This is a genomic window from Alphaproteobacteria bacterium (assembly GCA_035625915.1).
In the GTDB taxonomy this organism is placed as follows: Bacteria; Pseudomonadota; Alphaproteobacteria; order JACZXZ01; family JACZXZ01; genus DATDHA01.
In genome coordinates this window covers 1-23,246 of record DASPOR010000210.1, presented here as the reverse complement: position 1 = coordinate 23,246, position 23,246 = coordinate 1, and the positions used below count along the sequence as shown (strand labels likewise).

Annotated in this window: 17 protein-coding genes, 1 tRNA gene and 1 pseudogene; 10 read left to right on the top strand and 9 right to left on the bottom strand. The window is 61.9% G+C overall.

The features are described from left to right. The first annotated feature begins 41 nt into the window (after positions 1–41). The 7 genes from gph to VEJ16_17165 all read left to right on the top strand — a co-directional run bounded on the left by gph (position 42) and on the right by VEJ16_17165 (position 8,606). The gene (gene gph / locus VEJ16_17195) at positions 42–767 is read left to right on the top strand and encodes a phosphoglycolate phosphatase (GenBank protein ID HYB11400.1); all 726 of its coding nucleotides are present in this window, start codon (positions 42–44) and stop codon (positions 765–767) included. A 150-nt stretch (positions 768–917) separates the two neighbouring features. After that, positions 918–992: transfer RNA gene (locus VEJ16_17190), tRNA-Val, on the top strand. A gap of 590 nt (positions 993–1,582) precedes the next feature. Beyond that, on the top strand, positions 1,583–3,325 hold the full coding sequence (locus VEJ16_17185) for an ABC transporter permease subunit (GenBank protein HYB11399.1): 1,743 nt from the start codon (positions 1,583–1,585) through the stop codon (positions 3,323–3,325). A 12-nt stretch (positions 3,326–3,337) separates the two neighbouring features. Next, the gene (locus VEJ16_17180; GenBank protein HYB11398.1) at positions 3,338–4,660 is read left to right on the top strand and encodes a nitrate/sulfonate/bicarbonate ABC transporter ATP-binding protein; all 1,323 of its coding nucleotides are present in this window, start codon (positions 3,338–3,340) and stop codon (positions 4,658–4,660) included. Positions 4,661–4,693: 33 nt separating this feature from the next. Further along, a complete protein-coding gene (locus VEJ16_17175; GenBank protein HYB11397.1) occupies positions 4,694–5,419 on the top strand; it encodes a methyltransferase domain-containing protein in 726 nt (241 codons plus the stop codon). Between the two features lie 133 nt (positions 5,420–5,552). Next, the gene (locus VEJ16_17170; protein ID HYB11396.1) at positions 5,553–6,722 is read left to right on the top strand and encodes a Gfo/Idh/MocA family oxidoreductase; all 1,170 of its coding nucleotides are present in this window, start codon (positions 5,553–5,555) and stop codon (positions 6,720–6,722) included. Positions 6,723–6,926: 204 nt separating this feature from the next. Continuing rightward, on the top strand, positions 6,927–8,606 hold the full coding sequence (locus VEJ16_17165; protein ID HYB11395.1) for a SulP family inorganic anion transporter: 1,680 nt from the start codon (positions 6,927–6,929) through the stop codon (positions 8,604–8,606). 12 nt (positions 8,607–8,618) lie between these two features. On the opposite strand, the gene VEJ16_17160 is transcribed toward VEJ16_17165, so the two are convergent. From VEJ16_17160 to VEJ16_17150, 3 genes and pseudogenes are all read right to left on the bottom strand, one after another. Further along, a complete protein-coding gene (locus VEJ16_17160; GenBank protein ID HYB11394.1) occupies positions 8,619–9,392 on the bottom strand; it encodes a DUF1989 domain-containing protein in 774 nt (257 codons plus the stop codon). A gap of 369 nt (positions 9,393–9,761) precedes the next feature. Then, the gene (locus VEJ16_17155) at positions 9,762–10,160 is read right to left on the bottom strand and encodes a hypothetical protein (GenBank protein ID HYB11393.1); all 399 of its coding nucleotides are present in this window, start codon (positions 10,158–10,160) and stop codon (positions 9,762–9,764) included. 209 nt (positions 10,161–10,369) lie between these two features. Continuing rightward, a pseudogene (locus VEJ16_17150) lies at positions 10,370–10,759 on the bottom strand (IS110 family transposase). A gap of 134 nt (positions 10,760–10,893) precedes the next feature. On the opposite strand from VEJ16_17150, the gene VEJ16_17145 reads away from it, so the two are divergent. After that, complete coding sequence (locus VEJ16_17145) at positions 10,894–11,817, top strand: 3-hydroxyacyl-CoA dehydrogenase NAD-binding domain-containing protein (GenBank protein ID HYB11392.1); 924 nt, start codon at positions 10,894–10,896, stop codon at positions 11,815–11,817. Positions 11,818–11,853: 36 nt separating this feature from the next. Here VEJ16_17145 and VEJ16_17140 read toward each other — a convergent pair whose 3' ends face one another. After that, the gene (locus tag VEJ16_17140; GenBank protein ID HYB11391.1) at positions 11,854–15,198 is read right to left on the bottom strand and encodes an adenylate/guanylate cyclase domain-containing protein; all 3,345 of its coding nucleotides are present in this window, start codon (positions 15,196–15,198) and stop codon (positions 11,854–11,856) included. A gap of 349 nt (positions 15,199–15,547) precedes the next feature. On the opposite strand from VEJ16_17140, the gene VEJ16_17135 reads away from it, so the two are divergent. Further along, a protein-coding gene (locus VEJ16_17135; protein ID HYB11390.1) for an IS5 family transposase occupies positions 15,548–16,307 on the top strand; the annotation gives its coding sequence in 2 pieces (ribosomal slippage) (positions 15,548–15,630 and positions 15,629–16,307; 762 coding nt in all). Positions 16,308–16,350: 43 nt separating this feature from the next. Here the strand turns inward: VEJ16_17135 and VEJ16_17130 are convergent. Then, positions 16,351–16,563 (bottom strand): hypothetical protein, encoded by a 213-nt coding sequence (locus VEJ16_17130; protein ID HYB11389.1) that lies wholly within the window; start codon positions 16,561–16,563, stop codon positions 16,351–16,353. A 187-nt stretch (positions 16,564–16,750) separates the two neighbouring features. Between VEJ16_17130 and glpK the strand changes: the two genes are divergently transcribed. Next, complete coding sequence (gene glpK, locus VEJ16_17125; protein ID HYB11388.1) at positions 16,751–18,238, top strand: glycerol kinase GlpK; 1,488 nt, start codon at positions 16,751–16,753, stop codon at positions 18,236–18,238. 31 nt (positions 18,239–18,269) lie between these two features. On the opposite strand, the gene VEJ16_17120 is transcribed toward glpK, so the two are convergent. The 4 genes from VEJ16_17120 to VEJ16_17105 all read right to left on the bottom strand — a co-directional run. Continuing rightward, positions 18,270–19,517, bottom strand: coding sequence for an MFS transporter (locus VEJ16_17120; protein HYB11387.1), 1,248 nt, complete (start codon positions 19,515–19,517; stop codon positions 18,270–18,272). Positions 19,518–19,622: 105 nt separating this feature from the next. Beyond that, complete coding sequence (locus tag VEJ16_17115) at positions 19,623–20,342, bottom strand: isoprenylcysteine carboxylmethyltransferase family protein (GenBank protein ID HYB11386.1); 720 nt, start codon at positions 20,340–20,342, stop codon at positions 19,623–19,625. A 196-nt stretch (positions 20,343–20,538) separates the two neighbouring features. Further along, positions 20,539–21,144, bottom strand: coding sequence for a sarcosine oxidase subunit gamma family protein (locus VEJ16_17110; GenBank protein ID HYB11385.1), 606 nt, complete (start codon positions 21,142–21,144; stop codon positions 20,539–20,541). Further along, positions 21,137–23,246: glycine cleavage T C-terminal barrel domain-containing protein (locus VEJ16_17105; protein HYB11384.1), on the bottom strand; the 2,110-nt coding region annotated here is incomplete at its 5' end. The genes VEJ16_17110 and VEJ16_17105, both read right to left, overlap by 8 nt.

Genomic DNA, 23,246 nt, shown 5'->3' with positions numbered 1-23,246 from the left:
CCCGACACCAAGTCAACTTGTGTTAACGATTGTAAGCCCCTATGCGCCATCCTCGCACGCCCTTCGAAGAGATTCCGTCGATTCGTCCGCCTGACGGTCATAAGTTTCGCGCCGTCGTCTTCGATCTCGACGGCACACTGATCGACAGCGCGCCCGATATCCATCGTGCCCTCAATCGCACACTTGCCGAGGCGGGTCGCGGTGGTGTCACGCTCGATGAGGTGAAGCGGATGATCGGCGATGGCGCTGAGCGCCTCGTCGAACGGGGCTTCGCCGCGACCGGCAAAGCCGTGGATGGGGCGGCCTTGCACCAGTCCTATAAGCGTTTTCTCTCATATTACGAGGGCCCGGACGCGGCAGGGCTCACCCTGCCCTACCCAGGCGTTCCCGAAACCCTTGAGCGGCTTCAACGCCAAGGGCTTCGTCTCGGAATTTGCACGAACAAGCCAGAGAGGTCGACCGTCGACGTGCTGAGGCAGCTCGACCTCGAAAAATACTTCCTGGCGGTGGTAACACCCGAGCATGCACCCGCCCACAAACCCCACCCCGCACATCTCTTGGCCGTACTGAGCCGCCTGGGGGCAGCACAAACCGAGTCCGTCATGGTCGGCGACAGCGCCAACGACGTGGCCACGGCGCGCCGTGCGGGCGTTCCGGTCATCGCTGTATCCTATGGCTACCCTCGCACCGCGCCCGAGGCCCTCGGCGCCGATCTATTGATCGACCGCATGGCGGCCTTGCCCGATGCCCTTCGCCATTTGGGTTAGGGCGACCTCGCCTTGTGGTTGCGGCAAGTCGACGAATGGCTCCACCGGCGTTAACGCCGCGCTGGATGCAAGCGGGCGCACGCCGCCGGGGCGCATTCCTTGACATGGCGTGGGACGCCCCCTTATATGGCCCCCTTGCCTTCAGGGCACGGGCGCTTAGCTCAGCGGGAGAGCACACCCTTCACACGGGTGGGGTCGCAAGTTCAATCCTTGCAGCGCCCACCATTAAATCAAAGACTTAGAAAGGTGAACGAGGCCACGAGCGGCGCGGTTGTCTTCCCGTGCAAGGTATCCGCATCCATCCGGCGATCCGCCAAGTTACCCCGGCCCGTTCCGTCAGACACGGGCGCATGCACGGATCGTTTCAACCGTCACAAATCCACGGTCGACAAGAGTCGATTCCTGTCGTAAACACGACACCATCGATGCCCCAGCGTCTTCGATGCTCGGATGTCGATCAAATGAATAGGTGCATGCGCGCGATGGGTTCTACAGGAGAGCAGGGAAGTAGAAGCTTCTCCCTGGCGGCAGTTAGGACGTAGCGACTGGCAACCTTGGGTCCAGCCGGTCATTCGACCGCCCCGCCAGGAGAGGGACCAAAGGTGAGCCATGACCCTCCAAGTTCGCGATATCACCGTTCGAGAGTGCGCTGCATTCACGATGCAGCGGCGACTTTGTACCGCACTGGAGCCCCCAACGTAGATCGAGCGACCTATCCGAGGCTTCGCCGCGCGCGAACGCCTCCCTGGAAGGCCGGTGGTGCAGATTCCACAATCCGGCTATCCGAATCGTCCGATTTACGTTGAGAGCCCGCGATGCGTGAACATCCCTATCTGACAGGCGCGGTCGAAGAACGCAGTTTCCTGCCGAACCGGTGGGACATCGTGGCTATTCCGATCGTTTTCGCGCTTTTTGTCGCGACCGCAATCGGCTTGCGCGAGATGGCGGCTCCGATCGGCGTTCTCCAGGAACAGGCGGTCACGCTCGATCCCGGGAACTTGCCGGGCTATGCGCTGCGGACGACGTTGCGAATGCTCGCAGCCCTCGCCGCCTCCCTCCTCTTCTCCATGGTCTATGCCACGGCTGCCGCAAAATCCCGCCGCCTCGAACTCGTGCTCATCCCCATTCTCGACGTGCTGCAGTCCGTACCGGTGCTCGGCTACTTGTCCTTCACGGTCACGTTCTTCATTTCGCTTTTTCCGAACAGCGTGATGGGCCCCGAACTCGCGGCGATCTTCGCGATTTTCACGAGTCAAGCATGGAACATGACCTTCAGCTTCTATCAAAGCCTGCGCACAGTACCCCACGATCTCGAAGAGGCGAGCCGGTCGTTCCATTTATCGTCTTGGCAGCGCTATTGGTATCTCGAAGTCCCCTTCGCACTTCCCGGATTGATCTGGAACATGATGATGTCCATGTCGGGCGGGTGGTTTTTCGTCGTGGCGTCCGAGGCGATCACGGTCGGGGACAAACAGATTACCTTGCCGGGCATCGGCTCCTACGTGGCGGTCGCGATCCAGGAGAAGAGCCTCGCGTCGGTCGGGTGGGCGATCCTCACCATGATTGTCGTGATCGGGCTCTACGACCAGCTTATGTTCCGGCCGATGGTCGCGTGGGCGGACAAGTTCCGCTTCGAGAACGTGGCGGGCCAAATCGCACCGGAGTCGTGGCTCCTCACCATTCTCCAGCGCACGCGTTTCCTACAGAAAGTTTCGAACCCGTTAGAGCGTCTCTTCACGCAATTTCTGCGCCTTCGCCTCGCACCCAGGGCGTCCTACCGACTTCCCAGCGTGCGCGTTCATCCCCATGTTTCACTCGCGATCGACATCGCATGGTACGTGATTATCGCGGTCGGCGCTTTCTATGCCATTCAGGCGATCGTCGATTTCGTATCCGAGGAGCTCAAGTGGAGCGATGTCGGGACCGTGATCGAGCTCGGCATCTACACGATGATCCGGGTGATCGTGCTGATTGTTGTTGCGACAGTCGTCTGGGTGCCGCTCAGCGTCATGATCGGCCTGCGGCCCAAGCTCGCCGAGAAGGTCCAGCCCATCGCGCAGTTCCTGGCGGCATTTCCTGCCAACCTGCTCTTTCCCGTCGCCGTGGTGGTCATCGTCCATTTCAGCCTCAATCCGGACATATGGCTCACGCCCCTGATGATCCTCGGTACGCAATGGTACATCTTGTTCAACGTCGTGGCGGGTGCGAGCACCTTCCCAACCGATTTCATCGAGGCCGCCCAGAATTTCCACGTCGGCGGCTGGCTCTGGTGGCGCAAAGTGATGCTGCCCGGCGTGTTCCCCTATTACGTCACGGGTGCTATCACCGCTTCGGGAGGGGCGTGGAACGCCAGCATCGTTTCCGAGGCCGTGTCGTGGGGTGACACGAAGTTGAACGCCCACGGCCTCGGTGCCTACATCGCGGAAATGACGGAGAAGGGCGACTTCCCGCGTATCGTCCTCGGAATCGCGATGATGTCTATATTCGTCATCCTGTTCAATCGCGTGCTTTGGCGCCCGCTTTATGCACTTGCCGCTCGGCGGCTTCGTCTCGACTGAGAGGGGTTGATTATGGCTGTGATGGAAACGATTTCGCCTACCGCCGAGCCGCTTCTCCGCGTGCAGAAGGTCCAGCAAGCATTCCCCAAGGCCGGGGGTGGTCAGCTCGTCGTGCTCGACGATGTCGACCTCGCCCTGCGCGAAGGCGAGATCGTGGGCCTTCTGGGGCGATCCGGCTCTGGAAAATCGACGCTGCTCCGCATCATCGCCGGTCTGATCAGGCCAAGTTCGGGCGAGGTCTCGTGGCGGGGTGCACCCGTCACGGGCCCGGCCTACGGAATCGCGATGGTGTTCCAGACATTTGCACTTTTCCCGTGGCTCACCGTGTTGGAGAACACCGAGATCGGTCTCGAGGCGCAGGGCTTGCCGGAAACTGAAATGCGCAAACGCGCAATAGCCGCGATCGATCTGATCGGCCTCGACGGCTATGAATCCGCCTACCCGCGCGAACTTTCGGGCGGCATGCGCCAGCGCGTCGGTTTCGCCCGCGCGCTCGTCGTCGACCCGGAAACGCTCTTGATGGACGAGCCGTTCTCGGCGCTCGATGTGTTGACCGCGGAGACGCTTCGCACCGACTTTCTCGATCTCTGGACCGAGAAGCGCATGCCGATAAAATCGGTGCTCATTGTGACCCACAACATCGAGGAAGCGGTCTTCATGTGCGACCGCATCCTGCTCTTCTCGTCCAACCCAGGCCGAGTCATCGCCGAAATCAAGGTGCCGTTCGCCCATCCGCGCAATCGTCTCGACCCGGCTTTTCGTCAACTCGTCGACGACATCTACGCGAAGATGACGGCGCGTCCGGCAACGGCACCGGGGGCGCCCGCCAAGGCGCCGGCACTCGGCCTCTTCGACAAACTGCCGCGCGTGTCCGTCAACCTCATGGCCGGTCTTATGGAGCGCGTTGCGGCTCCGCCGTTCAATGGACGTGCCGACTTGCCGGCACTCGGCGCACCGCTTCAAATGGAAATCGACGATCTGTTCCCGATTGGCGAAACGCTTCAGCTTTTCGGTTTCGCCGAGTTGGCGCAAGGCGATATTCAGCTAACGCCGCGCGGAAAAGTGTTCGCCGAAGCCGACACGCAAGCGCGCAAGAAACTATTCGCTGAGCAGTTGACACGCTCGGTACCGCTCGCGGCACACATCCGCCGTGTGCTGGATGAGCGCCCCGGCCATCGAGCACCCCGCGTGCGCTTCGAGGCGGAGGTCGAGGATCATCTTCCCGAGGAGGATGCGCAACACACGCTTCGCGCGGTGATAAGCTGGGGCCGATATGCGGAACTTTTCTCCTACGACGACGACGCGGAGATGTTCAGCCTCGAAAATCCGACCTGACGCGGCGCCATCGCCCGCCAGCATCCGCGGCATATGGAGCCGACCCTCGAGCGCCACCGCGCCCTTTGGCAGACGAAGCCCGTCCTGCGCGCCGTTTACGAGGATTGTTACCAGCGGATCGCGGCGGCCTGTGCTAGCGGGGGCCGCACGCTTGAAATCGGCGGCGGCACCGGCAACCTCAAGGCGTACTTGCCGGCGTTCCTATCGGCGGACATTCAATTCGCACCCTGGCTCGATCTCGTATCCGACGCCCATCGACTGCCCTTTGCGGATCGAAGCTTGCGAAATCTCGTGCTGTTCGACGTCCTGCATCATCTCGAACGGCCGCGCCTTTTCCTCGAGGAGGCGGTGCGCGTGCTGGAGTCGGGCGGGCGCATTGTCGCGTGCGAGCCGGCGATCACGCCGCTCAGTTATCTCCTTTACAGACTCTTCCATGCCGAGCCCGTGCGCCTCGGGGACGATCCTTTGGCGGCCGGAGGGCTCTCACCCGATCGCGATCCCTACGACTCGAATCAGGCGATCCCGACCCGGCTCTTCGGACGCGATCGCCCGCGGCTCGAAGCGCTCGTTCCCGCCCTCCGCACAGTCCGTTGCGTGCGATTCGGCTTCCTCGCCTACCCGCTCTCCGGTGGATTCCGACCGTGGTCGGCCCTTCCAGTGCGCTTTGCCGCTCCAATTCTGAGGTTCGAACGCGTCATCGAGCCGGTCCTTGGCCCGATTGCCGCATTTCGGCTTCTGGGGGTGCTCGAAAAGCGATAGGCCGGAGGTCGTCGATCGACGTTGTCTCGATTTGCGGCGGTGTAAAGTTGGCGTCTTGCCTGTCGTCGACCGACACGCCAATCTGGTGGCCCTGCCCAGCTTCGATCCGGGCATCGGTTGAAGGAGCGTTGCGATGACGAAGGTGAGGGTCGGCCTGATCGGAAGCGGCTTCGTCGCGGAATTGCACATGCACGCTTATGAGCGGGTCTATTCGGTCGCGACCGAGGTTGTGGCCGTCGCATCACGGGGTGATCATGTCGTGAATTTCGCGAAAAAACATCGAATCGCTCGGACCTATCGCGACTATCGGGCATTGCTCAGCGACCCGGAGATCGATGTCGTCGATATCTGCACCCCGCCGGCCGTGCACGCCGAAATGATCGTCGAGGCCATGCGGGCAGGAAAGCACGTCGTCTGCGAGAAACCATTCACCGGGTATTTCGGTCGCAGCGGCGACAAGACCCCAATCGGCAAACACGTGCCCAAGTCAGCCATGTACGGCCGGATCATGGAAGAGATGGAGGAGACTTGTGCGGCAATCCGATCGAGCGGCAAACTCTTTATGTACGCCGAGGATTGGATTTACGCGCCGGCCGTAACGAAGACGGCCGAGATTCTCAAGGCGACGAAGGACAAGATCCTCTTCATGAAGGCGGAGGAGAGTCACAGCGGCTCCCACGCCGCCCATGCGGCCGAATGGTCGATGACCGGCGGAGGTTCGCTGATCCGGATGGGCTGCCATCCGCTTTCGACCGTGCTCTATCTGAAGCAGGTCGAGGCTCGGGCGCGAGGCGAGTCGATCTCGGTGACGGATGTAAGTGCGGACGTGGGCAACGTGTCGGCCTCGGTCCCGCGCGAAGATCGGCCGTTCATCAACGCCAATCCCGTCGACGTGGAAGATTGGGGAATGCTCACCCTCACCTTCTCGGACGGAACCAAGAGCACGATCTTCGCGGGCGACACGATCATGGGCGGGGTGCGCGGCGTGATCGAAACCTATACCACCGGCGGATCGCTGTTCGCGAACATCACCCCGAACAATCACATGATGTCCTATCTGACGGACGAGAAAAAACTGGCCGATGTCTACATCACCGAAAAAGTGGATCGCAAAACGGGCTGGCAATTCATTTGCCTCGAGGAGGAATGGACAAGGGGATATCTGCAGGAAATCCAGGATTTCATGGAATGCGTCGCGACCGGTCGACAGCCGCTCGCCGATCTCGCATTGGCCTATGAAACGATGAAAATTCATTATGCGGGCTATTGGTCCGCCGAGGAGGGCCGACGCATCCGTCTTTGAATGGCCGCTTGAATGCGGCGGTTTAATCCCGCATGTTTGTCATGGATGAAGTCGCCGCTGCCGGACGGCTCGAAAGTTACCCCCGGCCCGAATGAACGAACCCGCGAACACGGGATAATCGAACGGGACATTGCGTCATATCTTGATTTCAAAACGTGAGACATCCGCGCTAACGGAGCCCGGGTCGCTTCGGCCCGATCGACAATGGCGCTGATCGTCTTCGCAGGCCTCCGTCCCCTCCGTGCCGGCGATGTCGTGCGCGATGCATTGGCGGGAGCGAAGCTCGCTTCGATGGACATTCCCCAAGTGCTGGGGTATGCGCGCATCGGCGGGATGCCCGTCGTCACTGGCCTCTACACCGTGCTACTGCCGCTCGTCGCGTTTGCTGTCTTCGGTTCGTCGCGCCAGCTTGTCGTCGCCGCCGACTCGGCGACCGCTGCGATCTTTTCAAGCTCGCTGTCTCGCATGGCTGAGCCGGCCGGCACCAAGTATGTCGCCCTCGTCGGCGCCGTGGCACTCTTGACCGCCTGCCTCCTGTTCCTGGCACGGATATTCAAGCTCGGCTTTCTCGCGGATTTCCTGTCAAGAACGGTGCTGGTTGGCTTTCTCGCCGGCGTCGGGCTCCAAGTCGGCATCGCCATGCTCGGCGACATTCTGGGCGTCACCGTTAACGCCCACGGCACGCCCGCTCAAGTGTGGGAGATTCTGCAAAATCTACGGTCGGCCAACGCGCCGACGCTGATGCTCTCGATATCGGTCGTCGGCGCCATCCTGCTCGGGCGTATTGTCATGCCCCGTTTTCCCGTTTCTCTGATCGCGGTGATCGCAACGATTGGGGCGAGTGCTGCCTTCGGTTTCGCGGAACACGGTATCGCCGTCATCGGCCCCGTGCCGGGTGGGTTGCCGTCGCTATCGCTGCCTTCGGTCAACTGGAGCGAGGTGCTAGCACTCTTGCCGATCGCAGCATCGTGCTTTGTGGTGATCATCGCGCAAAGTGCGGCGACCTCGCGCGTGTTTGCGGCCCGTCAGCGCACGAGGGTCGATGCCGATGCGGACATTCTCGGACTTGCCGCCGCGAACGCCGCCGCCGCCATCAGCGGCGCCTTCGTCGTCAATGGCAGCCCGACACAGACAGCGATGGCGGAACGCTCAGGCGCTCAGAGCCAGGTCGCGCAACTCGTGTTCGCGGCCATCGCACTCGCCGTCCTCCTCGCGTTCACCGGACCTCTTCAATACTTGCCGCGCTGCGTGCTGGCGGGAATCGTGCTCACGATCGCGGTCGGCATGATCGACGTGACGGGACTTCGCAACATTCTTCGCGAAAGCCCCGGCGAATTCCAACTCGCACTTGCCACCGCGGCCGCGGTCGCCGCGGCAGGTGTCGAGCAAGGTATTCTGTTGGCGATTGCACTTTCGCTCCTCAGGCACGTTCGGCACAGCTATCGCCCGCATTCGTCGGTACTTGCACCAGGCCCGGGCGGTGCTTGGGCGCCGGCACCCGCAATACCCGGAATCCAGACCGAGGCGGGGTTGATCGTCTATCGTTTTGGCGCAGATTTGTTCTATGCGAACGTCAATGGCTTCGCCGACGAAGTTCGCGCACTCGTCAAGCACGCGCCAGCACCGGTTCACTGGCTTGTCGTCGAGGCGTCCGCCATCACGGACATCGACTTCTCCGCGGCAGAAACGGTGCGCGATCTGCTCGAAGCGCTTGCACGCGGGGGGGTCGATACGGTCTTTGCGCGGGTCAGCCCTTACCTTCGCGCCGACATGGACCGGCACCGGATTACGCCCGCAATCGGCGAAGAGCGCATTTTCGGAAACTTGCACGAGGCTATCGACGCCGTGCGGAAGCGCTCAATCGAGACGAGGCCGACGTCGTGAGCATATTGGCCCTCAGCGCTCCTCGTGGCTCGGCCGCCATTCGATTAGCCGTACCGGGGTCGGGTTCCAACCCGAGCACGGATTATAGAGCTGCGGGCAATTCGAAATCACCACCAGCACGTCCCTCTCCGCGCGAAGGTCGACATAGTCGCCCGGCATCGACAGTCCTTCGACGATCTCGGTTGAGCCGTCGGGGCGGACGGGGACGTTCATGAAGAAGTTGATGTTGGCCGGAATGTCGCGCGGACTCATGCCGTTTTCCGCGAGCGCCTTGATGAAATTTTTTCGACAGCTCGGCGTGTCGGGGATGCCGTAGCGTCGGCGATTGATTTCGGTGCTGCAGCAGCCGCCGAGGGTGTCATGGTGGCCGACCGTATCCTCGACGACGGTCATCAGAACGTCGCCGAGATCGGAATAGAGCTTGAAGCCGGCGCCAACGTAAATCGAGTGGTTGAGCTTGACGGTGTTGGCGGCATTATAGCGGTTCTCAAAATTACCGGCGTCATAAACCAGGAAATCGACGGCTTGCTGACCTTCGAGGTCGACGATCCGGAAATGATTTCCCGCAGCAATTTGGCGCGAATAGGGGCCGGGTTCGACGACGTCATCCTTGAGAACGAGGCCGGGAACCTGCAGCGCCTTGCCGAGCTTCTGCACGCCGACCGTCGCCTTCAATTCGGCTGCCCGCTTGAGCGACGCCTTGCGCTTTTCCGCCGAAATCGCCCGGGCATGGGCTGCACGCTCCGCCTCCGTCACGTTGTCCCCTTCGAGCAGGATGCCGGCCATGTCAACGCCTCCTCCTTTGCGCTCCCGGTTCATAGTCATTTAATCAGTGAATCTCAATTAACAAAATAAAATCAATACGTTGACGAGACACTTCGATGTGTGAACTACAGGGTATGTATGGGCAATCTACCGGCGCAATGCCCGATTAGTCCAGAGGGCCGCGCCGCGCCGCGCTCAATCCTACAGACGCGTGATCTCGAAGTCCCCGATGGGAACGGGTAAGGTCTGGGTGTGTCGCCCAGGAGCCGCTGAGCGGCGGTTCATCTGGAGAATCCCGGTTGATAGGTGACGAAATCTCTTTGTTGTGCGTATTGAGCACGATGTCTTCGCTGATCTTCTTTGCAGCGCGCGAAAACGCCGGTGCGCTCGCTAATGTTTAGGGGTCATTCCAGAGAGTTGGCGAAGCGGATTGAGCGGGCCGAGAGCGATCAGTTCGAAACTCATCAAATGAGCACGACCCAGCGGTAGATCTTCAAGCATCTCGTGTGCTGCTGCGGGGTCCGTGACATTCAGGATGAATGCGACGCCCCGGCGATCCTGGAGCGAATACCACTGCTCGATCTTGCCATCCAAATAGAGGTTGACCGTCTCCCGCACTTCGTTCGGTAGTATCGCAAGAACCTTGGCTTGATCAGTACCTGGATTGATGGTTCCGATAGCAAGAATTCTCGTCGTTGGAGTCGATGTCGTCATGGGCTGCGCCTTTCCAGAGTTCGACACGGCGAGGCTGAGAATTACTGCCAAACCGCCGACAATCGCGTGTCTCATCTTAGTCCCTCCTCTCTATTTTTCTCTAGGCCGTGTACCCATAAACCCGGCGGCCTGCTGCGACGCAGGCTACGTCTGCTTTGCTCCTATAGCGACCAAGTTCGTGCAGCAGCGCAATGGCTCGCGATGGGCCAACAAGAGACTCATGTACCGCAGCAATTTAGCGCAAGCATGCGCGGTAGCTCGGCTCGCAAGAAGCGTTGTCCCTATCGCACCGCAACACCGCGCTCCAGCAGGAAGGCACGGATCTGATTGATGATGCCGGTGGGCTGGCTGACTAGCCGCTCTTGCCCCCGGTGCATAGCCCGCAGGTCGAGTTGATCGGCGGTCTTGGTGGCAACGAACTTCATCGTTGGCCGTTGCACCGCCACGGCGTCGCGGAAGTCGTTCTTCTGTCCCTTCGCTTTAAGCCGGCGACTGAGGTGATGCGCACCGACTAGGCACGGCGGCATGGAGGCAAAGCGTGCCGCTAACTGGCCACGCGACCATTTCTGATGCAGCACGATGCCGCCGCGCTCATCCTGGCCCACGACATGGAAAGCATTCTTGCCGATATCGATACCGACTACGGCGATAGCAGCGTTGATTATCTTTGACAAAACGCTGGCGGACATGTGTAGCGTCCGGCGGCGCTCTCCATCAGATGAATCGAGTCTTCTAATCGCAGCCGAAAATGCCTAACATCCCGCTTGGCTATCCGGATTTCCTAAACAACGCCAACAGCGAGTTTGCCATGACACGTCGCGTAGCGGTAATCGGCGCTGGCACCGTCGGCGCCAGCTGGGCAGCCATCTTCCTCGCGCGCGGCTTCGAGGTGGCCGCCACCGATCCGGCGGCCGGTGCGGAAGACTTTGCCCGCCACTTCGTCAACAATGCCTGGCCGACACTGCAACAGCTCGGGCTGGTCGTGCCCGGCGCAAGCGCCCAACGTATGAGTTTCCACCGCGGCGTGGCCGCGGCCGTCAACGGTGCAGAGTTCGTTCAGGAAAACGGGCCGGAGCGCGAGGATTTGAAAATCGAGTTGTTCGCCGAGATTGATGCCGCCCTGCCGGATGACACGGTGATTGCGTCAAGCTCGTCGGGCCTGCTGATCAGCCGCGTGAGCGCCAAATGCAAGCACCCACAACGCTGCGTGATCGGCCATCCCTTCAATCCGCCCCATCTCATCCCGCTGGTCGAGGTGGTCGGCGGCGCAAAAACATCGGCGCGAGCGCTCGCTGCGGCAATGGATTTCTACCACGAGCTCGGCAAGCGCCCTGTCCAAATCAGGAAGGAAGTGCGTGGCCATGTGGCCAACCGGTTGCAGGCGGCGCTGTGGCGCGAAGCAATTCACCTGGTGGCGGAAGGCGTGGCCTCGGTCGCCGATGTCGATGCCGCAATCGCCTTCGGCCCCGGCCTACGCTGGGCACTGATGGGGCCCCACCTGACATTTCACCTCGCCGGGGGCGAAGGCGGCATGACGCATTTCATGACGCATCTCGCCGGCCCGATGCAGAACTGGATGGACGATCTCGGTGCGACGCGACTTACCGAGCCCGTGCGCCAATTGATCATCGATGGCGTTGCGGCGGAGGCCGGTTCGCGCAGCATCGGCGATCTGCAACGCTGGCGTGACCGCAAGCTGATCGAAATACTCAAGGTGTCAGGAACGCCCTAGACTGGAAATTCACTGAGTTTCGCCAAGATCAAGCCCTCAAGGGTGCAGCTCACCGAGCAACGCCTTAGCCTCTTTCAGATCCAGCGTGCCGAAGCCTTCAGTGAACCAGCCATAGACCGGAGCCAGCGCGGCATAACCCTCGCTGCGCTTCCCCTGTTCGCCCAACAGCATCGCTAGGCTTGTCGCGGCGCGCAGTTCAAGCGACTTGGCCTGCTGCCCCGCCGCAACGCTGATTGCTTGGCGATATCGTCGCTCAGCTGCACCTCGGTCGTCGTTAGAGCCGCGTAGCAGCAAGTCGCCGCGCAAGCGGAGATACCCCGCCCGCCACCATTCGTCAGTACTTAGTTCACCTTGGATCAGGATCGCCGTGCCCTCCTCAAAATTGCCGGCTCGCAGTTCGGCTTCGGCCAAGATGGCGCGGTAAAGGTCCAAGTTCATATGCGCAGTGGTGGCATAGGTGGCGACAGCCGCGCGCAATTCGGCCAGGCCGGCTTGCGCGTCAAGCTGTTGAATGAGCGCCCACCCATGAAAGACGCCGCCGATCGCCTCGTACATTTTCAGGCCATGCTCGCTACCTAGCGCCAGCAGTCGCGCACTGCACGCCAGTACGTCAGCCGCTTGCCGCCGCAGAAAATAAACGCTGGTAGCGAACCGCAGCGAGTGAAGGAGGCTCGGCATATGATCCAAGGTCTCACCCAACACGATGCTTTCGCGGGCGCTCTGCACGGCCCGATCGGGCCAGCCCAGCGCCCACAGAGCGACTGCACCCTGTCCGTTGCCGCAGACCCCTGGATCGTGACCGCCGTACATCAGCGCATGGTGGTGATGCCTTTCCGAGTCGTAGAGCGCAAGCCCGGAGCGCACGTGCTCGCTGGCGCTGGCGAATTCTCCATTCCAGATGCGTGTCGACCAAGAGGAATGATGGGCTTGCAGCAGCAGTTCGGCATCGCCAGTCCGCTCGGCGGCCTCGACCATTTCGCCCAAATACTGGAGCCGTAGGCGCATGTGGTCGCTAGCGCTCTTCGCCCGGATCGTGATCCACAACCCCCAGGTTGCGGCAAATCGGTCGCGATCGTCGCCGAGCCGCCGAGCCAGTTCGGCGGCGCGCTGATAGCCGGTCGACGCCTCGGCGTCACCGAACCCACGGCTTGACACCAGCGCCGGGCCAAGCGCCAGCTGCAATGCCAGTTCCAGGCGGTTACGCTCCAAGGTCTCCGGCAGCCCGCGCACCGCGGCGATTCCGCGCCTCAGATGGGCAACCGCTTCGCTGTTCGCCGAACGCCGGGCTGCGAGCCGACCGGCGGCAAGCCAATAGCCGGCCGCCGTATCCGGCTGCCCGGCCTCCGCATAGTGATAGGCTAGCAAATCCGGCTCGCGCTCAACGCGCTCCGGCATCCCTGTTTCGATGGCAGCTGCGATCCGCGCGTGCAGTTCCTGACGCGGGCCGCGCAGCAACGTGCCATAGGCAGCGTCCTGCACCAGCGCATGTTTGAACAGGTAGGTCGCATGTGGCGGCGATCCCTGTCGGAACAACAGGCCGGCGGCAACAAGGCGGTCGAGCGCCGGCTGGACTTCCGCCTCCGGTTTGCCTGCCACCGCGGCCATTAGGCCGTGAGAGAACTCCCGGCCGATTGCAGCCCCGATCTGCGCCAACTCCTTGGCCGGGCCAAGCCGGTCGAGGCGTGCCATCAGCGAGGCGTGGAGGCTCGCAGGAACCGCAACCGACGGCGATGGGATAACTGCAACCACGCGTTCCGCCGTTCCCTCGTTGGCTGCTTCCAATACCGCCTTGGTCATCTCTTCCACGAACAGTGGAATGCCGTCGCTGCGCTCGATGATGTCTTGCCGGACGCTCCTCGGCAGATGTTTGTTGCCGACCACGCCGTCGATCATGGCGTCGATGTCGCGCTCCGCCCACCGATTGATGGTCAGCGCGGTCACGTGCGGTCGTCCAATCCAAGGCGGTTCGAATTCCGGCCGGTACGTCACGATCAACAACACGCGAAGGGTCCGAATCCGGTCCACTGCTCGACCGAACGCTTCCAAGCTGGTTGGGTCGGTCCAATGCGCATCCTCGAAGATCATCAGCACCGGAGCGGAGCGTGTCAGCGCCTCGATCTGCGCAATCAGCGCTTCCAGTGTTCTTTGCCGGCGCTGCGGCGGCGGCAGATCGAGCGCGGGATAGCGGCCGTCGTTCGGCAGCGACAGCATCTCGGCAAAGAGTGCGGCTTCCTGTTTGGGGGTCGAAGTCGGCGCCAGCAGAAGATCGAGCTTGTCGAGCTTCGCTGGCGGCGTGTCGTCGTACGTCAGTCCAGCGGCGCGTTCCATCTGGCCGATGATCGGATAAAACGCGCTGTCGGTGTGCTGCGGCGAGCAGAAATAACGCAGCCGCGTGTGCGGCTCACCGGCGAGGTTTTCCAGTATCGCGGCGGCGAGCCGCGATTTGCCGATACCGGCCTCGCCGGAAAGGAGCGCCACCTGGCCTTCGCCGCTCTTAGCTCTCGCCCAGCGCCGCAGCAGCAGTTCGGTTTCTTCTTCCCGTCCGACCAGCGCGGTCAGGCCGCTGGCGTGAAGCGCCTCGAAGCGGCCTTCCGCCGAACTAGCCCGCAGCGCCGCCCAGGCTCGCACTGGCCCGGCGATACCCTTGAGGTTTTTCGCCCCGAGGTCCTCGAACTCAAACAGATTGCCAAGAAGTCTCCGGGTTCCTTCGCCGATGACCACCGTGTTCGGCTCGGCGATCCCTTGGAGGCGTGCCGCCAGATTCGGTGTCTCGCCGACGATGCCGCGTTCCTGCGCCTCGCCCGAACCGATCAGGTCGCCGACAACTACTAATCCGGTCTCAATGCCGATCCGTGTTTGCAACGAAACTGGTGCCTTTAGCCCCGCAACCGCCGTGACCACCTCTAGTCCGGCTCGCACCGCCCGCTCCGCGTCATCCTCATGTGCTTGGGGATAGCCGAAGTAGATCAGCACGCCGTCGCCCATGTATTTCGCCACGAACCCGTCGAAGCGGCGCACCGTCTCGGCAACGCTTTTCTGATAGACCGAAATTACCTCGCGCAAGTCCTCTGGGTCCATGCGGGCTGAGAGCGCAGTCGAACCGGCCAGGTCTGAGAACATTACCGTGACTTGGCGGCGCTCGGCGGTGTCTTGGGTCTTCGCTTCCGTTTGCAAAGCAGGTTCAGGAGTTGCACGGGCAGCGCCATCAAACTCAGTAATGGCCGCGAGTAATTTCCTCCGATGCCCCAGCGGAACGCCGATGTCCTTGAGGTCCTGATCGCTAAGATGGGGGAGCACGGAAATATCAATCTCATTCTCGGCAAAACGCTGAGCGTATTGCCCGAGACCGAGCTTTTCCAGCCAGTCCGCAATCTGCTGCATCGCGGCCTCTTCTCGCGGGTTTATCGCGAGCCAACCACGCCACTGGACCAAGTCGACCGCGAGTTTATGCGAAAAATTCGCAGCATAGTAGTGACCCCGGCACCAAACATGCCAAGCGGCTGCCCGCGGCGTGATCCGCTGCGTCGCCGGCATTACGACTGCGATGCGCCCCTCACTTCCGAGATGGGTCATTCGCGACCGGGTCGAACCAGTTGCAAGTCCGGCCATGTCCGCTATGCCGCCGAAAGCAAATGTGTATTCAGAGCATTAGCGGCACCCCGAAGGGCCAATGCGGCTTGATGGTATCGCCGCGAACATGATTCAAGCTCCGAAACTGGAGCTTCGAATCATGCGCTACGAACTCAGCGATTATGAATGGACCGCCATCAAACCGATGCTGCCGAACAAGCCACGTGGCGTTCGGCGTGTAAGACCGTCGCGTGCTCAACGGCATCTTTTGGGTCCTCCGTTCAGGTGCGCCGTGGTGCGACCTGCCTGAGACCTATGGTCCCCGCACCACTTGTTACAATCGCTTCGTTCGTTGGCGACGGGCTGGCGTGTGGGACCAGATCATGGATGCGTTGGCCGCCGGTCATGACGCGGCGGTGCAGATGACCGACACCTCCGCAGTGCGCGTGCACCAGCACGGAGCTTGTATTGCGGACAACAATCATCAAGATATGGGTCGCTCGCGAGGGGGTCTGACGAGCAAGATTCACGCGGTGGTGGACACCAATGGCCTGCCGGTCCATCTCGCTCTCACGCCGGGCGAAGCGCATGACAATCGGCTGTGTTCGGTTCTCCTCAGCGCCCTGCTTCCACAAACGATGTTGCTCGCGGATCGTGGATACGACGCGGACTGGATCAGGGAGTTTGCCCGCCGGCAAGGAGCATGGGCGAATATTCCTCCGAAACGAAATCGCAAAGACCCGATCTGCTTCAGCCCGAATCTGTATCGTGCGCGGAACTTGATCGAACGGTCCTTCAACAAGATCAAGCAATGTCGGCGTGTCGCGACCCGGTACGACAAACTCGCAGCCAACTATCTGGCGTTCATCAAGCTCGCATCAATCCGAATATGGCTACGCGCTAATGAGTCCACGCCCTAGTTTGGAATTTGCCGGTTAAGATAGTCGCATATTCAGAGTGACACTACGGAAGCACCGTAGGCGTGACGTTCCTAACCGCGTCGATCTCGCGTTCCACATCATCGGCGGTCAGCGTTCCCTGCCTGACGAGCAGGTTTGTCACGCGTTTGATCGCCGCACGGTGCTCCCGAACGATGTTCCCGGTCGTCTTCCGCAAGCGCCGCTCCCAACGGTCGATGTCGAAGTCGGTGCCCAGCAGGTCATCCAACACGGACACGATCTGCCGTTGATCTTCGCTGTCGCCACCCGAGTAGCGCCCGAGACACTGCTCCTCGGCCGCATTTCAGGGCCGGATTTGCAGTTCTCGTCTTGCGCCCCGTTGAAATGACCGGCACATAATTGATGACGTGCGGCCCGGTCGTCCCGGCCGCAAAGTCTCATGGCGACGACCGGCGAGGAGATTCATGACCGAGGGCCGCTACATTCTCGCGATCGATCAGGGAACGACGAGCACGCGCGCGATGCTTTTCGATCACGAAGGGCATCCTCGCGGCATTTCGCAAAGGGAAATCGGGCAACTCTATCCCCGGCCAGCATGGGTCGAGCACGATCCGGAGGAGATTTGGCGCTCCGTTCTCGAAGTGTCCAAGCGTGCAATCGAGGTGAGCGGAATCCAATCGCAGGCAATCGCCGCAATCGGCATTACCAATCAGCGCGAGACCACAGTCGTTTGGGAGCGAAGGACGGGCCGTCCGATCCACAACGCCATCGTCTGGCAGGATCGTCGCACGACCGAGCAGTGTCGCCGCCTTGCCGAGGACGGATTGGGTGAAACCGTTCAGGCAAAGACCGGCCTCCTCCTCGATCCCTATTTTTCGGGGACGAAGATCGCCTGGCTTCTCGATAACGTGCCGGGTGCGCGCGAGATGAGCGAACGGGGCCAACTTGCGTTCGGCACCGTCGATAGCTTCCTTTTGTGGCGTCTGACCGGCGGCCAGGTGCACGCGACGGACGTGACCAATGCGTCGCGCACGCTCCTTTTCGATATTCACCGCCTGGAATGGGACGACGAAATGCTCGCCCTGCTGCGCATTCCGCGTGCGATGATGCCGACGGTCCACGCCAACGTCACGGCATTCGGCGAAACCGTCCCCGATCTATTGGGTAGCTCGATTCCCATTACCGGGATGGCCGGAGACCAGCAAGCGGCCACCGTCGGACAGGCTTGCCTCGCACCAGGCATGGTGAAGGCGACATACGGCACCGGTGCTTTTATCCTACTCAATACGGGTGCTGCCGCGGTGCGCTCGCGGAACAAGCTGCTCACCACCGTCTGCTATCGGCTTCCGAAGGCGGAGACCCAATACGCGATCGAGGGCAGCATCTTCGTCGCGGGGGCTGCGATCCAGTGGCTCCGCGACAAGCTCGGCCTGATCGGGACTGCGAGCGAGAGCCAGGCGTTCGCCGAAAGCCTTCCGGACAATCGCGACGTCTATCTCGTTCCAGCCTTCACCGGCTTGGGGGCGCCCTATTGGGACCCGGATGCGCGAGCTGCCATCGTGGGGCTTAGCCGCGACAGCGGTACTGCCGAACTCGTGCGCGCCGCCCTCGAAGCGGTAGCCTACCAGACCCATGACCTCATGACCGCGATGGCGGCGGACGGTGCCGCCCGTCCGGTCGCCCTCCGGGTCGATGGCGGCATGGTCAGGAACGACTGGATGCTGCAATTCCTCTCCGACGTGCTCGATCTTCCCGTGGCGCGCCCGGTGGTCGGTGAGACGACATCCCTCGGTGCGGCTTATCTTGCCGGGATGTACTGCGGGTTCTACCGCTCGACCGACCTTGCCAAGCACTGGCGGCAGGATCGGTTATTCGAGCCGCGCATGCCCGCTTCCTTGCGCGAGCGCCTGATCGGCGGCTGGCGGCGCGCGGTGGCTGCAGCACGGCATTGACAACTGGGTTCGGGCGGCAATCCGTCGGTGGTCAAGCAACCGGTTCCGGTTCCTCCGCATGGTGAGCCTTGGCCGCCTCGGCGCCGACCGGCGTCATGCCGCCTCGCGGTGTGAATGCGCCCTTCGCCTGTGCGGGGACAGTCGGCCGGCGCGTCATGCGCCAGAGTGCGAAAATCGCCAACACGATGTCCACTGCCGCAACGAAAACGAACAAGCCCCTCGGACCGAGGACCCCCATGATCGCCGATGCCGCCAGCGGTCCAACGCTCGCCCCCATGCCCCAAGCCAGGATCAAACCGCCGGCCGCCTTGACCGCGTCCTTCGCGTCGAGAAAATCGTTCGCATGGGAGACGCCGAGCGGATAGAGCGTGAACGAGAATCCACCGTACACACACACAAGCGCGACGAGGGCAAGCTTGTCTTGCCCGGTCAGCAGAACGAGTCCCACGCTTGCCGCCGCGCTTAGAAGCACGACCGCGATGATCACCGCACGCCTGTCGTATCGATCCGACAATCGGCCGACTGGATATTGAAGAAGGAGCCCGCTCAGCACCGCGGCGCCCATGAAATAGGACGTCTCGGCGAGCGAGAAGCCGCTACCATGGGCGAAAACCGGACCCATGCCGTAAAGCGCCGAATTGGCGAGTCCCGAACCGATGCATGCGAGTATGCCGAGTGGGGAAATCCGATAAAGGGTGCGAAGGCCCAGCCGCGACGTTCGCACCGGCGAGGGCGACATCGACGACGTGAGCGACACCGGCAAAGCCGCAAGGCAATAAAAGAGCACGCCGATCAGGAAGAAATCGTTGCCGCGCGGGTCGCGTACGTTGAGGAGGAGTTGTCCGCCGCCGAGCGACAGATAGCTCAGCATCATGTAACTCGAGAAAAGCCTGCCTCGCGTCGCCGTGGTCGCGCGCGTATTGAGCCAGCTCTCGACGATCATGAAGAGTCCGGCAAAGCAGAACCCGAGCACGCCGCGCATCGCACCCCAAACGTAAGGAGATACGAAGAAGGCGGCGATCAGAACGGTCGCCGACGCCAGTGCGACGAACGCCGCGAAGGCGCGAATGTGACCGACACGGTTGATTATACGGTCGGAGAGCCGCGTTCCGACGGCGAGGCCGACGTAATAAGCGGTCATGACCAAGCCGGTGACCTCGGTGGGAAAGCCCTCCAGGCTCATGCGCACGGAAAGGAACGTCGTGAAAACGCCGTTTCCGGCGTTGAGCAGGCCGGCACCCAGCAGCAACGCCGCAACCGACATGAGCAATGCGAGCATCCGGTCCCCTCGCCGATCCGGTCGAATTTGGAGACATTTATGCCAGACGACGGTGCCGGTGCGCCAGCGCGCGATCGCCGCACCGTTTGGCAGACTTTGGAAGGTTCAGTAAATTCCAGGAATAAGGCGTGCGGTCCGGCGACGGTAGTCGTCATACTCGGGGAAGGAGGAAGTCAGGACCCGTTCTTCATTGCGCATCCGCGCGATCTGGAATGCGAATTGAGTTACGACGATCGCGACCGCCCAAGCCGACATGAATTGAATGCCGACGCCAACCGTCGCAACGAATTCCGCGAGATAGAGGGGATGTCGCACGATCCCGTATGCGCCACTGGTCACGAGGCGGCGCGCTTCCGGCATGATGCTGAAGGAACGGCCAAGCTGAAACAAGATTGCAACTGCGAGCGCGTTACCCGAAATGACGAGAGCGCTCGAAAAAAGCTTGGCAGCGATCGGCAGGTCGGCGATCCGCGGCAACAGCAAGAGCGAGAAATTCAAGAACCCGCCAACGAGTGCCGAGACGCGTGGCCAGACGCCATGCGACTTGCGCAATGGGCGAAGACGAATGACGAAAAGCCAAGCCATGAGCAAGGTAAAGGCGGCGATCACCGCGATCGAAAGCACCTCGGCCACGAGTGAAAGGCTGGGTGCTGCCCGCTCGATCCGGCCCGCAACGCCGATGGCGCTGCTCGCGTAGAAACCGGCGATCAAAGCAAAGCCGACGCCGAGCGTTCCGCGCATGGCTGTATCGATCAGCCACGCCGGATCGATATCTTTCGATGGCCTTGGGCGTTCATCGGTTCTTATGGCGCTTTCGCTCGGCATGAAACCCGCTCGACAGAGGGATGCAATCCCGTCGAGTGAACCGCAGACTCGTTAACAAACCGACAAGTGCGTGGATTGGTTAATTTCGGCTCAGCGGCTCGAATCACGCGATATGAGCGCTCTTAGCGTCCTTGATCGGCACCGAATGGGCCGGCGCGGCCCCGTGAAAACCGAAAAAGACTAAGGTTGGGCCGCGCTATCCTTCGACCACGGCCACGCCATAAGGCCGTGCTGCGTCCTCAAGCCAATTCCAGAGATATTCGGCGAGGCTGCGCTGAACGTAGAGGTCAAAGCTCGGCTCGTTGCTGCGTTGGTGGATGATCACGGGAACGCGCGCAAGGAGCGTTTGGGCGCATTGGCCAGTCCCGAAGACACGCGGGTGGAGGTCGAGCGAACAGCCGTGGGCCAATGTCTCTCGCGCCTTCGGACCGGACAGGCCGATCACGGCGCGCGCCTCGCTCACGTCGGCGACGGCCGCATGCTGATCCGCGAGCTTTTCGACGAGCAATCGCCAAAATCCCTCCGATTTCTCGCCATCCACCACGACGAGCCACTCGTCGGGCCCAAGCCACAGAATCCGCGCCTCGCGACTTTCCACGACCAGGTTGGGTGTCGCAGGGGGAGCCAATCCGATTGCCGCTTCCACGGCGGCCATGAAGGAGCTATCGCCACTGCCGCGCAAGCTCAGTTGTCCGACGAACCCGCGGTCGCAAAGCAAAACCGCCGCCTCTTCGCGCAGCATCGTGCGCGCGGCGAGCTTCAGGTGGGCCAGGGCACTTTGGCGTCGATATTGTTCAGCCATGGAGCTTCGCTCCATCGGGGTCGTAGAATCGCGGATCCACGATCTCGGCCTGGACGACGGCGCCGTCGAGCAAGGAGAGACTGATCGATTCGCCCTTCCGCTTGCGCCCGTCGACGATCAACGCCAAGGCAATGGAGCGTTCCAAAATCGGGCTCATATAGCTCGAGGTGACGTGGCCGATCATCGGCATGGGCGGCTTGCGCCTTACCTCCGACACGGCGTGGGTCCCTTCCGGCAACACAAAGCTCGGATCGTGCGCGCGAAGACCGACGAGCTGCTTGCGTCCAGCGCGAGCAAGGTCGGGACGCGCCATGCCGCGCTTGCCGAGAAAGTCCCGCTTCTTCTTGGACACGATCCAGCCCATACCGAGATCGAGGGGGGTTACGGTTCCGTCGGTGTCCTGCCCGACGATGATGTAACCTTTCTCGGCGCGCAGGACATGCATCGACTCGGTGCCGAACGGCGTAATGCCGTAGCGCGCACCGGCGGTCATGCAGGCCGTCCAAAGCGTCATGCCGTAACTCGCCGGCACATTGATTTCGTAGGAGAGTTCGCCCGTGAAACTCACCCGGAAAACGCGCGCCGGAATCCCGGCGACGTGGCCGCTCCGCACGGTCATATGCGGAAACGCGTTTGGCGAGAGATCGATGTCGGCCGTAAGCTCGGTCAAGAGGCGCCGCGCGTTCGGTCCGGCGAGTGCTATCGTTGCCCATTGCTCGGTCACGGACGTGCAGTAGACGCGCCATTTCAGGAACTCGCACTGCAACCACTCCTCGAGCCACGCCAAAACGCGCGCCGCGTTTCCCGTCGTCGTGGTCATCAGATAGTGATTGGGGCCGAGCCGCGTGGTCACACCGTCATCGATCACGAACCCCTGCTCATCGCACATCAGCCCGTACCGTGAATGGCCGATCTCGAGATCGTGCCATGCGTTCGTGTAGACCATGTTGAGAAGTTCGACCGCGTCTGGCCCATGGATGTCGATTTTGCCGAGCGTCGATGCATCGACGATGCCGACGCTCCGTCGAACGGCGAGACATTCACGGGTGACGGCGTGGTGCATGCCCTCCCCAGCATAGGAGTAATACCAGGGTCGTTTCCATTGGCCGACATTCTCGAAGGGAGCGCCCGCAAGCTCGTGCCAATGGTGCATCGGCGTGCGCCGGATCGGATCGCCGAAGTCGGCAATCTCGCGCCCCGCGAGTGCTCCGATCGTTGTCGGCGAGTATGGCGGGCGAAAGGTGGTGACGCCGAGCGAGGGGATATCGCTGTCGGTATCGTGCGCAAGAAGCGCCAAGGCATTGACGTTCGAGGTCTTGCCTTGGTCGGTACCCATGCCGAGTGTCGTGTAGCGCTTTAGATGCTCGACCGAGAGGTAGCCCTCGCGTGCCGCGAGCGATACATCGGCCGCGGTCACGTCGTTCTGGTAGTCGACGAAATGCTTGCCGATCTTGCGCTTTTCACCAAGCGGCGGTACCAGCCAGAGCAACCGCGGCGGCCCGTCTTGTGCAGGCGGCCCTGGCGGCGCTTTTACGACATCGGCGGCGGAAAGCCCGCTCGCCCGGGCCGCTGCGGCTCCTGCGGCAGCGCCCTCGCTTAGACATTCGGCAAGCTCGAAGGCGCCATTTGCGGCACCGGCCGATTGCTCGGCCTGGAACGACTCGCCAGGCGCGAAACAGCCACGCGCGTCGTCGAAGCGGAGCTTGCCACGCGACTGCGAGAAGAGATGCACGGTCGGATTCCATCCACCCGATACGCAAATGAGATCGCACGAGATCCGGCGCGGCTCGCTTGTGAGTTTGTGGCCGGCTTCATCGAGGGCGGCGACCTCGACCGCCTTGACCGAGCGCCAGCCAATCGCACTCGCAACCGCTTGACCCGTGATGATCTCGATGCCTGCCTCGCGCGCTTGCGTCACCAAGGAGCCTGCCGGCTCGCGCCTTGCATCGACGATTGCCGCGATTTCCATATCCACCGCCTTGAGGTCGATCGCAGCTGCATAGGCGCTATCGTTGGTGGTGAAGACGACAGCGCGGCGTCCCGGTCTCACCGCGTAGCGATTGACGTAGGTGCGGGCGGCAGATGCGAGCATCACGCCGGGC

Coding starts and splice junctions, on each gene's coding strand:
- gph (HYB11400.1), top strand. CDS start 42: ATGCGCCATCCTCGCACGCCCTTCGAAGAGATTCCGTCGATTCGTCCG.
- VEJ16_17185 (HYB11399.1), top strand. CDS start 1,583: ATGCGTGAACATCCCTATCTGACAGGCGCGGTCGAAGAACGCAGTTTC.
- VEJ16_17180 (HYB11398.1), top strand. CDS start 3,338: ATGGCTGTGATGGAAACGATTTCGCCTACCGCCGAGCCGCTTCTCCGC.
- VEJ16_17175 (HYB11397.1), top strand. CDS start 4,694: ATGGAGCCGACCCTCGAGCGCCACCGCGCCCTTTGGCAGACGAAGCCC.
- VEJ16_17170 (HYB11396.1), top strand. CDS start 5,553: ATGACGAAGGTGAGGGTCGGCCTGATCGGAAGCGGCTTCGTCGCGGAA.
- VEJ16_17165 (HYB11395.1), top strand. CDS start 6,927: ATGGCGCTGATCGTCTTCGCAGGCCTCCGTCCCCTCCGTGCCGGCGAT.
- VEJ16_17160 (HYB11394.1), bottom strand. CDS start 9,392: ATGGCCGGCATCCTGCTCGAAGGGGACAACGTGACGGAGGCGGAGCGT.
- VEJ16_17155 (HYB11393.1), bottom strand. CDS start 10,160: ATGAGACACGCGATTGTCGGCGGTTTGGCAGTAATTCTCAGCCTCGCC.
- VEJ16_17145 (HYB11392.1), top strand. CDS start 10,894: ATGACACGTCGCGTAGCGGTAATCGGCGCTGGCACCGTCGGCGCCAGC.
- VEJ16_17140 (HYB11391.1), bottom strand. CDS start 15,198: ATGCAGCAGATTGCGGACTGGCTGGAAAAGCTCGGTCTCGGGCAATAC.
- glpK (HYB11388.1), top strand. CDS start 16,751: ATGACCGAGGGCCGCTACATTCTCGCGATCGATCAGGGAACGACGAGC.
- VEJ16_17120 (HYB11387.1), bottom strand. CDS start 19,517: ATGCTCGCATTGCTCATGTCGGTTGCGGCGTTGCTGCTGGGTGCCGGC.
- VEJ16_17115 (HYB11386.1), bottom strand. CDS start 20,342: ATGCCGAGCGAAAGCGCCATAAGAACCGATGAACGCCCAAGGCCATCG.
- VEJ16_17110 (HYB11385.1), bottom strand. CDS start 21,144: ATGGCTGAACAATATCGACGCCAAAGTGCCCTGGCCCACCTGAAGCTC.